Below are 9493 nucleotides of genomic sequence, written 5' to 3' on the forward strand. Positions count from 1 at the left end.
CCCATGTGCGGCTCGATGCGCGCGAGGTGGCGCCGGGCGAAGCTCTGCTCGCGTTCGGTCCCGCGCGGCTGCCCGGCATTGATGCAGCTAGCGCTGTCATGAATTTGTCGCCCACGGCTGATCTCGATGAAGCCGCCGCCAATCTGTTCGGCTATCTTCGGAGCCTCGATGCGAAGAGCCCGCGGGCGATCGCGGTGATGACGGTGCCCGAGGAAGGCCTCGGCGAAGCGATCAACGACCGGCTGCGCCGGGCCGCGGTTGCGCGATAAGAAGCTTGAGAAGAGACACGAGAATGAACGTCAACACATCCGCCACCCCGCCGCTTGCGCCTGAGCTGATCGAACAATTCCGCAAGATCGTCGGCGAGCGCCACGCCATCACCGATGCGACCGACATCGAGCCTTACCTCACCGAGGAGCGCAATCTGTTTCACGGCCGCTCGCCGCTGGTGCTGCGTCCGGGCTCGACGGCGGAGGTCTCGGAGATCTGCAAGCTCGCCTCCGCGCGCAACATCGCGCTGGTGCCGCAGGGCGGCAATACCGGGCTCGTCGGCGGGCAGACGCCGCACAATGGCGAGGTCGTGGTGTCGCTGCGGCGGCTCGACAAGATCCGCGAGGTCGACACCGCCTCCAACACCATGACGGTCGAAGCCGGCGTGGTGCTGCAGATCGCGCAAGCGAAGGCCGCCGAGGTGGACCGGCTGTTTCCGCTGTCGCTGGGTGCCGAAGGCAGCTGCACCATCGGCGGCAATCTCTCGACCAATGCCGGCGGCACCGCCGCGCTCGCCTATGGCGTCGCGCGCGAGATGGCGCTGGGCCTGGAGGTCGTGCTGGCCGACGGCCGCGTGCTCAGTCTTCTGTCGAAGCTGAAGAAGGACAACACCGGCTACAATCTGCACAACCTCTTCATCGGCGCCGAAGGCACGCTCGGCATTATCACGGCGGCGACGCTCAAACTGTTTCCGAAGCCGCGGGCGGTCGAGACCGCCTTCGTCGGGCTGAAATCGCCGGCGGCGGCGCTGAAGCTGCTCACGATCGCGCAGGGCGAAGCCGCCAATGCGCTGACGAGTTTCGAGCTGCTGTCGGAGATGGCGGTGGAGTTCTCGGTAAAGCACGGCATCGACGTGCGCGATCCGCTCCAGGCAAAGCATCCCTGGTACGTGCTGATGGAGCTGTCCTCCCCCAGCGAGGACGCGCGCACGCCGCTGGAGACGATCCTGACCCGTGCCATGGAGGAGGAGATCGTCGACGACGCCGTGATCGCGGCGAGCCTCGCCCAGCGCGCCGGCTTCTGGAAGCTGCGCGACGAGATGTCTTCGGCACAGAAGCCGGAGGGCGGCTCGATCAAGCACGACATCTCCGTGCCGGTCGCCGCCGTGCCTGAATTCATCGCCGAGGCCGATGCCACGGTGGTGAAGCTGATCCCCGGCGCGCGGCCGGTGCCGTTCGGCCATCTCGGCGACGGCAATCTGCATTACAATGTCAGCCAGCCGGTCGGCGCCGACACCGCGGATTTTCTGGCGCGCTGGCACGAGATGAACGCGGTGGTGTTCGCGATCGTGCTGCGCATGGGCGGCTCGATCTCGGCCGAGCACGGTATCGGCGTGCTCAAGCGCGACGAGCTGCCCGACGTCAAGGACAAGACCGCGATCGAGCTGATGCGCGCGATCAAGGCGATGCTCGATCCCCAGGGCATCATGAATCCGGGGAAGGTGTTGTGAATACTCTTACGATCGACGCCATCACCGATGCCGATGTCGAGCCGGTGGTGACGCTGTGGCAGCGCTGCGGCCTGACGCGTCCCTGGAACGATCCGCATTCCGACATCGCGCTGGCGCGGCGGCGCGAGAACTCGACGATCCTGCTCGGCCGCGACAATGGCGCGATCGCGGCGACCGTCATGGTCGGCTATGACGGCCATCGCGGCTGGATCTATTACGTCGCGGTCGATCCCGACCGCCAGAAGCGCGGCCATGGCCGCGCCATCATGGCGGCGGCCGAGGACTGGTTGCGCGCGGCCGGGATCGCCAAGCTCCAGCTGCTGGTCCGCCGCGAAAATGCGCCGGCCAACGCGTTCTACCAGTCGCTGGGCTTCGAGGAATCCACGTCCGTGATGTTCCAGAAATGGCTCGACGGCCGCACGCACTAGCTGAAAGACAGTCATGACCATTTCCGACCGCGTCCGCATCAAGGACGTCCGCGTGCTCTCGGACGGCTGGACCACCCTGAAAAACACCACGCTCGAGTATCGCCGCGCCAGCGGCGAGTGGCAGACGCAGCACCGCGAGACCTATGAGCGCGACAACGCCGCGGCCGTGCTGCCGTACAATCGCGCCCGGCGGACCGTGATCCTGGTGCGCCAGTTCCGCCTGCCGGCCTTCATCCGCGGCTACGACGATCTGCTGATCGAGGCCGCCGCCGGCGTGCTCGACAATGCTTCGCCGGAAGAGCGCATCCGCGCCGAGGCCGAGGAGGAGACCGGCTATCGCCTGCACCACGTCCACAAGGTGTTCGAGGCCTTCATGAGCCCCGGCGCCATCACCGAGAAGCTGCATTTCTTCGTCGCCGAGTACGAGCCTTCGATGCGGGTCAGCGACGGCGGCGGCCTGGAGCACGAGGGTGAGGACATCGAGGTGCTGGAGCTCTCGATCGACGAGGCCCTGGCGATGATCGCCGACGGCCGCATCATCGACGCCAAGGCGATCATGCTGCTGCAATACGCGGCGCTGCATGTGTTCAGGTGAGCTTGCGTACCCCTGGAGGGTAAGACGCGCGCGTGCCCACCATCCTCGTCTGCAATTCAGCCCTGCGCCGCCGCTCCCCCCATTGAGCACCCCCAAAACTATCTCTAGTCTGGCCCCAACCAAGAACCAGGAGACGCGCCAATGTCCACTCCGCGCGACGATGAATTCGGCTTTGCGCCCGACTACGATGCCCCCGTCCCCTACATGCAGCGCACGCGCGATTATTACGCGGCGATCGGCTACACCACGGCGTATCGCTGGGCGCATTACACCGAGGCGCCGTTCCAGCCGCTGAAGAAGCCATTGGCAAAGTCGCGTGTGACGATCATCACGACGGCTGCGCCGTACGATCCCGCCAAGGGCGACCAGGGGCCCGGCGCGGCGTATAACGGCAGCGCGAAGTTCTATGAGGTCTATGACGGCGACACGGCCAAGCAGCACGACCTTCGCATCTCGCATATCGGCTACGACCGCAAGCACACGAGCGCGACCGACAACGGCACCTGGTTTCCGCTGCCGCAGCTGTTGAAGGCCTCCGCCGCCGGCCGCATCGGCGAAGTCGCCCCGCGCTTCTTCGGCGCGCCGACCAACCGCAGCCATCGCGTCACCCTCGACACCGACGCACCGGAGATTCTGGCGCGCTGTCTCGCCGACAAGGTCGATGTCGCGGTGCTGGTGCCGAACTGCCCGGTCTGCCACCAGACCACCGCGCTGGTGGCGCGGCATCTCGAAGCGGGCGGCATCCCGACCGTGATCATGGGCTGCGCCAAGGACATCATCGAGCACGCCGCTGGGCCGCGCTTCCTGTTCAGCGACTTCCCGCTCGGCAATTCCGCCGGCAAGCCGCATGATGTCGCCTCGCAGGCGCAGACGCTCGAACTGGCGCTCACGCTGCTGGAGACCGCGAGCGGCCCGCAGACGACGATGCAGTCGCCGCTGCGCTGGAGCGAGGACGCCTCCTGGAAGCTCGACTACAACAACGTCGCGCAGCTCTCGCCCGAAGAGCTCGCCCGTCGCCGCGCCGAATTCGACAAGCAGAAGGAGATCGCGCGCGGCAACCGCGCCGCCTGACGTCCTCCGACAACGACAACAAAAGGGGAGAGCGACGTGACGCGACCGTTCGAGGGCGTGAAGATCCTGGACTTCACCCAAGTGCTGGCCGGCCCCTATGCGAGCTATCAGCTCGCACTACTGGGGGCCGACGTCATCAAGGTCGAGCGGCGCGAGGGCGAGGACATGCGCCGCACGCCGCTGTCACGCGAATGGGCGGAGCGCGGGCTCGCGCCGGCGTTCCAGGCCATCAACGGCAACAAGCGCAGCCTGACGCTCGATCTGCAGAAGCCCGAGGCGATCGCGATCGTGAAGAAGCTTGCGAGCCGGGTCGACGTCGTCATGGAGAATTTCCGCCCGGGCGTGATGGACAAGCTCGGCATCGGCTACGAGGCGCTCTCCGCGATCAATCCAAAACTGATCTATTGCGCGGTGTCCGGCTTCGGCCAGACCGGCCCGGATCGCTTGCGGCCCGGCTATGACGGCAAGATGCAGGCGCTGTCGGGCATCATGGCGATCACGGGCCATCCCGAGACCGGGCCGACGCGCGCGGGCTTTGCGGTCTGCGACGTGCTCTCGGGCGCCACCGCCGCGTTCGGCGTGTCGAGCGCGCTGTATCAGCGCGACCGCACCGGCAAGGGCCAGCTCATCGACGTCTCCATGCTGGAGGCGACGATGGCGTTTCTGTCCGGGCAGATCGCGGACTGGTCGGTCGCCGGCCATCGCCAGCAATTGTCGGGCAACCAGGCGGTCAGCCGCAGGACCACGGCGAATTTGTTTCGATGCGGCGACGGCCATATCCTGCTCGCCGTCAACAACGAGAAGCAGTATCGCGCGCTGATGAGCGCGCTCGGCCGCGAAGACACGCTCGCCGACCCGCGCTTCGCCGACTGGTTTTCGCGCAACGAGAACGAACCTGCGCTGCGCGCCATCATCGAGGAGGCGCTGGCGGCGAGGCCCGCGCGCGAATGGGAGACCATCCTGGAAGACGCCGGCGCGCCCTGCGCCAGCATCTGGAAGGTCGAGGAAGTCATCGACCATCCGCAAATCAAGGCGCGCGGCGCGATTCAGGAGCTGGACACGCCCTACGGCCGTCTTCGCTTTGCCGGCAGCGGCTTCAAGCTCGCCCATGGCGGCGGCCGGCTGGACCGGATGGCGCCGGAGCTCGGCGCGGATACCGAGGCGGTGTTGGACGAGCTGGGGTTCGATGCGGCGGAGATCGCGGGGTTGAGAGCGCAGGAGGTTGTGTAGGCCGCCACACACTCCGCTGCTGGAGGGTGGGCAAAGCGACTTGTCCGCCGTAGCTCAAAGAGCGAAGGCGGAAGCGTGCCCACCGTTGCGCGCTGGAGCGAGAGATCGTGGGCACGGCGCGCTGCGCCTTTGCCCGCCCTACGGCACCGCAGCTAGAACAGCGAGCCTTGCCCGTCATCCGATGAGCCAGCAGCCACCTTCCGCGCCACCTTCTTCGGCTTGGCCGCCTCTGCTTCCGCCGCCATCTCCTCCGCGCTGATCGGCAACAACAATTGCTCGTCGTCATTGGCGACGCGGTTGACGCGGGTGGAGACCGGGTGCCAGGCGAACTCGCCGAGGCGCGGGGTCGTCATCAGCGGCAGGATCGCGTCGACCTCGTCGCCGCTGACGTCGAGCCAGCGTTCGAAATCGCGCTCGCTGATGGTGACGGGGACGCGGTCATGCAGCGCGGCGAGATCCTCGCCCGCCGCGGCCGTGACGATCGCGACCGTGTCGAGCTCCTCGCCGTTCGGCCCGGCCCAGGTCTCGAACAAAGCAGCGAAACCGAGCGGCGCACCGTCGGCACGGTGGATGAAGAAGGGCTGCTTGCGGCCGTCCTCCACCTTCCATTCGTAATAACCGTCGGCCGGGATCAGGCCGCGCCGCCGGCGAATCGCTCGCTTGAACGCGGGCTTCTCCAGCACCGTCTCGGAGCGCGCATTGATCAGGAGCGTAAAGCCCTTCGGGTCCTTGACCCAGCCCGGCAGCAATCCCCAGCGCATCAGGCGGAAATGGCGCGCGCCATTCTCGATCAGAACGACCGGAATCGGTTGTGTCGGCGCCACGTTGTACCGAGGCGGGAAATTCGGCTGCTCGGCATAGCCGAACAGTTGCCGCAAGGCCGCGGGGGCCGAAGTTATGACGAAGCGTCCACACATCCCAAGGCGTCTATATAGGGTCCGTTCAGGTCCTTTTAACCCCGAACGTTAACACTGCGGCGGATGAGCTCAATGGCCTCCCAACCCGCGCGGACGCACGTACAGACGGGCCCCGAGGCCTCCGCCTGGGCCGAGCGGCTGCGCGTGGCCAACATCAACCCGCGGACCGGGCTTGCCACTGACTATCTCAACCATTTCAATGAAGCCGTGATGCTGCTGGAAATGGTCCCGGACATGCCCGAATGCGCGGAAGATTTTTTGACCTGGTCGCCACTGTCCTATGCCGAGCATTTCACGGCCTCCAACTTCAAGGCGCGCGACCTCGCCATCGAAGCCTATGAGAAGGCCGATCCCAACGTCCGCGCCCAGTTCGACCACCTCACCGATACCATGACCTCGATCCTGACAGCGGTCGGCTCGGCCATGCGTGAGGTCGAGAAGGACACGACGCGCATCCGCCTCGCCGAGCAGGCCACGCTCTGGGTCAAGCCGCTGATCGCGGCCTGCGGCGGCATCATCCACGGCGGGGCCGAAGCGGACGTCGATACCATCATGGCGAACTGAGCCAGGTCCTTTGAGAAAATGGTTTCAGCCGTCCAGCCCACCCATCCCCAGCTTGCCGTCAGCGCCGCCATTTTCCGCGACGGCAAGGTGCTGCTGACCCGCCGCGCCCGCTCGCCCGCCAAGGGCTTCTATTCGCTCCCGGGCGGCCGGGTCGAATTCGGCGAATCGCTGCACCAGGCACTGAGCCGCGAGGTCGACGAGGAAACCGGGCTCGACATCGCGATCGTCGGCCTCGCCGGCTGGCGCGAGGTGCTGCCGGCTGCGGGCGGGGCCGGCCATTATTTGATCATGTCGTTTGCTGCCCGCTGGGTGGCCCGTGAGCCGGTCCTGAACGATGAGCTCGACGACTACCGCTGGATCGCGCCCGACGCCCTGGCCAGCCTCGGAGACTTCAAGCTGACCGGGGGGCTGGACGAGGTGATCCAGTCCGCAGCGCGGCTACTTGGCCCCTGACCGGTCCGCGGGCTCCGCTGCACCTCTCCCGCCTGCGGGAGAGGTCGGCGCGCTCGGCAGCGCAATTGCGCGCCTGAGCGCGACCGGTGAGGGCTTTCTCCTCTTGGGGGTTCTCGCCCGCGGAGACACCCCTCCCCAACCCTCCCCCGCAAGCGGGAGAGGGAGCGCACCATCCGATTGGCCCGCCTTGCGTCCCCAGCCTCGAAGAGGCATACAGCCCGCCGATGTCCACGCGATTTCTCGCCATTTTTGCCCTGATTCTCGCCTGCGCCTCCGCGCCCACGAGGGCCCAGGACGTGGCGGCGCCGTTTGACGGCGATTTGCAGCGGCTGGCGGAGATCCTCGGCGGGCTGCACTATCTGCGCGGCATCTGCGGGGCCAACGAGGGCAACAAATGGCGCAACGAGATGCAGGCGCTGATCGATGCCGAAACCCCTTCCGGCGAGCGCCGCACCCGCATGATCGCCGGCTTCAATCGCGGCTATAACGGCTTCCAGCAGACCTACCGGAGCTGCACGCCGGCGGCAACGGTGGCGATCCGCCGCTATATCGAGGAAGGCTCGAAGATCTCGCGCGATCTGACGGCGCGCTACGCGAACTAGTCTCTCTCCACATGTCATTCCGGGGCGCGCGTAGCGCGAGCTATGGTGCGCAATTGCGCACCATAGCTCGCGACTTCGTGCCCCCCGGAATGACGAGCGGCCGGGAACTCTGTCATGGAGTTTGTTCACAGCCGTTAACCGTTCTTAAAGATGTGGCCTAGCGGTCGTTAGGGCCCGTGCTACACCTTTCGCACAGCGCATCGCCGTGGATCGCGCCCCAGCCCTGATCGAGTTTCATGAGCCAGCCGATTTCCTACGCCCCCGCACGCGCGCCGCTGCCCGATCACGAGCAGAAGCAGGCCGCACTGAGCTATCTCAACGAGGCCTGGGCCGAGGCGCGCCATGACGGCGTCGACGGCGACTGCCTGGCGCAGGCGAGTCTGTTTGCGGCCTTTGCCGAGCTCGTCGGCACCTATGGCGAGGACGCGGTCGCCAAGTTCGTCGAGGGCTTTCCCGGCCGCATCCGCAACGGCGAATTCTCGGTCGACATCTGCAGGCAGTAGGCCCTGCCGAAAAATGACCCCGCCACGCGGGCGGGGCCAGTCGACGGATGAATGACTTTGCGAACGGGATTTGGCGAACAGGTTCGCGAAGTCTGCCGCGTTTATCGCACGGAAGCCGCGTTGCGCGGACAAGCATTAGTCTCGCGATCGCCGGGAGATATTCCCGCTGCGATTGGAACCTTTGTCCGGTTTTTCCCGTTGTGGGAAGATCGGAAGCCAAGGCGTGAGTGCCTCAGATGCTTGAAGCCGGCGTGCCCTCTCCTGTTGTGCCCTATGGTGCAGATCAGACCCTGTTCGTGGTCATCGATCGCCTCGACGAGGCGACGGAGATTCGCATCGAACGGAGCGATCTCGAAGCCACGATCGGCGAGCTCGTCGCCGGCTGCTTCAACGACCCCATCAAGGTGATTTCGTTCAACACGCTCGAACACTGGATGAAGGACATCTCGACCGTTGTCGCCGGCGAGATCCGGGCGCGCTGCGACATCGACGGCACGACGATGCCGGACTATCTCAGCGACTTCGTCGAGAGCCACAGCTGATCGCGCGTCGTCGCACCAACGACACTCAGATCGCAGGCAACAAAAAGCGCCGCTTCCGCGGCGCTTTTCGTGTGAGTCACTTAATGCTCAATGGTGCCAGAACAATGCCAGCAGCAAGACGATCGGCAGCGGCACGCCAAGCAACCAAAGCAAAGCACCTCGTCCAAAACCCATGATGTCCTCCTCTCGTATCGCCGGGAATACGCCCGGAGAAAAGAGAAGTTCCGCGCCTCGCAGCGAGGGCGAATGCAGTCAGAGCATGGAACGCGGGGTTATGCGCTGCGGTGCTTGCCGGCGATGACCTCGATCTCGCGGCGGCGCTCGCCGGCAAAGCTCAGGAGCTTTTCGATCGTCAGCGTATCCGTGATCCGTTTGGCGAGCCGCTCGGCGCGCGCCGCCTGATCTTCGAGATACTGGATCGTGTTCAAGCGCCACCTCCCCGAAAGCCCAGAATTGTTGGACAGGTATGGTGCGACAGAGCAACTAACAGCCGGTTAAGCGCCGCGATGGCGCCAGCTCATTGCACGACGTCCAGCCTGACATTGGTGATGCCCTTGTCGACCATGCCGAGCGCCTCTGCCGCGGAAGGAGAAATGTCGACCACACGCCCGCGAACATAGGGACCGCGATCGTTGACCCTGACCGTGACGAAGCGACCGGAGTTGGTATCGGTGACGCGCAACTTGGTGCCGAATGGCAGGGTGGGATGCGCCGCGGTCAACTCGTTCTTGTCGAACCGCTCGCCGCTCGCGGTCTCCGTATCGGAATAGAAGCTGGCGACGCCATGCGAAGCGGTCTGCTTTGCGTCACCGGCGGGGACGCGCGCCCGGCTGATCGGGCGTGGGTGCAGCGCCGCCACACGGTGCGG

14 protein-coding genes are annotated in these 9493 nt (G+C 65.9%); 11 read left to right on the top strand and 3 right to left on the bottom strand.

Annotation, left to right across the window (positions count from 1 at the left end):
* The 6 genes from MOV74_RS21555 to MOV74_RS21580 all read left to right on the top strand — a co-directional run.
* A partial coding sequence (locus MOV74_RS21555) for a Sua5 family C-terminal domain-containing protein (RefSeq protein WP_309486821.1) occupies positions 1–269 on the top strand: 269 nt, incomplete at its 5' end.
* Between the two features lie 23 nt (positions 270–292).
* Positions 293–1720 (top strand): FAD-binding oxidoreductase, encoded by a 1428-nt coding sequence (locus MOV74_RS21560; RefSeq protein WP_246926468.1) that lies wholly within the window; start codon positions 293–295, stop codon positions 1718–1720.
* Entirely contained in the window at positions 1717–2148 is a 432-nt protein-coding gene (locus MOV74_RS21565; protein WP_246926478.1) for a GNAT family acetyltransferase, read from the top strand. Before MOV74_RS21560 ends, MOV74_RS21565 begins: the two co-directional genes overlap by 4 nt.
* A 13-nt stretch (positions 2149–2161) precedes the next feature.
* Entirely contained in the window at positions 2162–2743 is a 582-nt protein-coding gene (locus tag MOV74_RS21570) for an NUDIX domain-containing protein (RefSeq protein ID WP_246926480.1), read from the top strand.
* Between the two features lie 141 nt (positions 2744–2884).
* Positions 2885–3814 carry a glycine/sarcosine/betaine reductase selenoprotein B family protein gene (locus tag MOV74_RS21575; protein ID WP_246926482.1) on the top strand — a complete coding sequence of 310 codons (930 nt, stop codon included), beginning with the start codon at positions 2885–2887 and terminating at the stop codon, positions 3812–3814.
* Positions 3815–3850: 36 nt separating this feature from the next.
* The gene (locus tag MOV74_RS21580; RefSeq protein ID WP_246926483.1) at positions 3851–5044 is read left to right on the top strand and encodes a CaiB/BaiF CoA-transferase family protein; all 1194 of its coding nucleotides are present in this window, start codon (positions 3851–3853) and stop codon (positions 5042–5044) included.
* Positions 5045–5196: 152 nt separating this feature from the next.
* Here the strand turns inward: MOV74_RS21580 and MOV74_RS21585 are convergent, their stop codons facing one another.
* A complete protein-coding gene (locus MOV74_RS21585) occupies positions 5197–5961 on the bottom strand; it encodes an SOS response-associated peptidase (RefSeq protein WP_246926485.1) in 765 nt (254 codons plus the stop codon).
* Between the two features lie 63 nt (positions 5962–6024).
* Here MOV74_RS21585 and MOV74_RS21590 point away from each other — a divergent pair, with 63 nt between their 5' ends.
* From MOV74_RS21590 to MOV74_RS21610, 5 genes are all read left to right on the top strand, one after another.
* Positions 6025–6525, top strand: coding sequence for a hypothetical protein (locus MOV74_RS21590; RefSeq protein ID WP_246926487.1), 501 nt, complete (start codon positions 6025–6027; stop codon positions 6523–6525).
* Between the two features lie 18 nt (positions 6526–6543).
* The gene (locus MOV74_RS21595; protein ID WP_246926488.1) at positions 6544–6978 is read left to right on the top strand and encodes an NUDIX hydrolase; all 435 of its coding nucleotides are present in this window, start codon (positions 6544–6546) and stop codon (positions 6976–6978) included.
* A 224-nt stretch (positions 6979–7202) separates the two neighbouring features.
* Entirely contained in the window at positions 7203–7580 is a 378-nt protein-coding gene (locus MOV74_RS21600) for a TIGR02301 family protein (RefSeq protein ID WP_246926489.1), read from the top strand.
* Between the two features lie 236 nt (positions 7581–7816).
* Complete coding sequence (locus tag MOV74_RS21605; protein WP_028134933.1) at positions 7817–8083, top strand: hypothetical protein; 267 nt, start codon at positions 7817–7819, stop codon at positions 8081–8083.
* Between the two features lie 236 nt (positions 8084–8319).
* Complete coding sequence (locus MOV74_RS21610) at positions 8320–8625, top strand: hypothetical protein (protein WP_246926490.1); 306 nt, start codon at positions 8320–8322, stop codon at positions 8623–8625.
* Positions 8626–8897: 272 nt separating this feature from the next.
* Here the strand turns inward: MOV74_RS21610 and MOV74_RS21615 are convergent, their stop codons facing one another.
* Both MOV74_RS21615 and MOV74_RS21620 read right to left on the bottom strand, forming a co-directional pair.
* On the bottom strand, positions 8898–9053 hold the full coding sequence (locus MOV74_RS21615; protein ID WP_246926491.1) for a hypothetical protein: 156 nt from the start codon (positions 9051–9053) through the stop codon (positions 8898–8900).
* A gap of 89 nt (positions 9054–9142) precedes the next feature.
* Positions 9143–9493 (bottom strand): septal ring lytic transglycosylase RlpA family protein (locus MOV74_RS21620; RefSeq protein ID WP_246926492.1); only part of this gene is annotated, 351 nt, incomplete at its 5' end.

The sequence above is a fragment of the Bradyrhizobium sp. SHOUNA76 genome, from assembly GCF_023006445.1.
In the GTDB taxonomy this organism is placed as follows: Bacteria; Pseudomonadota; Alphaproteobacteria; order Rhizobiales; family Xanthobacteraceae; genus Bradyrhizobium.

Excerpts from the sequence above, each read along its gene's own strand:
- MOV74_RS21610 (WP_246926490.1), top strand. The coding sequence starts at position 8,320 with ATGCTTGAAGCCGGCGTGCCCTCTCCTGTTGTGCCCTATGGTGCAGAT.
- MOV74_RS21590 (WP_246926487.1), top strand. The coding sequence starts at position 6,025 with ATGAGCTCAATGGCCTCCCAACCCGCGCGGACGCACGTACAGACGGGC.
- MOV74_RS21570 (WP_246926480.1), top strand. The coding sequence starts at position 2,162 with ATGACCATTTCCGACCGCGTCCGCATCAAGGACGTCCGCGTGCTCTCG.
- MOV74_RS21605 (WP_028134933.1), top strand. The coding sequence starts at position 7,817 with ATGAGCCAGCCGATTTCCTACGCCCCCGCACGCGCGCCGCTGCCCGAT.
- MOV74_RS21595 (WP_246926488.1), top strand. The coding sequence starts at position 6,544 with ATGGTTTCAGCCGTCCAGCCCACCCATCCCCAGCTTGCCGTCAGCGCC.
- MOV74_RS21585 (WP_246926485.1), bottom strand. The coding sequence starts at position 5,961 with ATGTGTGGACGCTTCGTCATAACTTCGGCCCCCGCGGCCTTGCGGCAA.
- MOV74_RS21560 (WP_246926468.1), top strand. The coding sequence starts at position 293 with ATGAACGTCAACACATCCGCCACCCCGCCGCTTGCGCCTGAGCTGATC.
- MOV74_RS21600 (WP_246926489.1), top strand. The coding sequence starts at position 7,203 with ATGTCCACGCGATTTCTCGCCATTTTTGCCCTGATTCTCGCCTGCGCC.
- MOV74_RS21575 (WP_246926482.1), top strand. The coding sequence starts at position 2,885 with ATGTCCACTCCGCGCGACGATGAATTCGGCTTTGCGCCCGACTACGAT.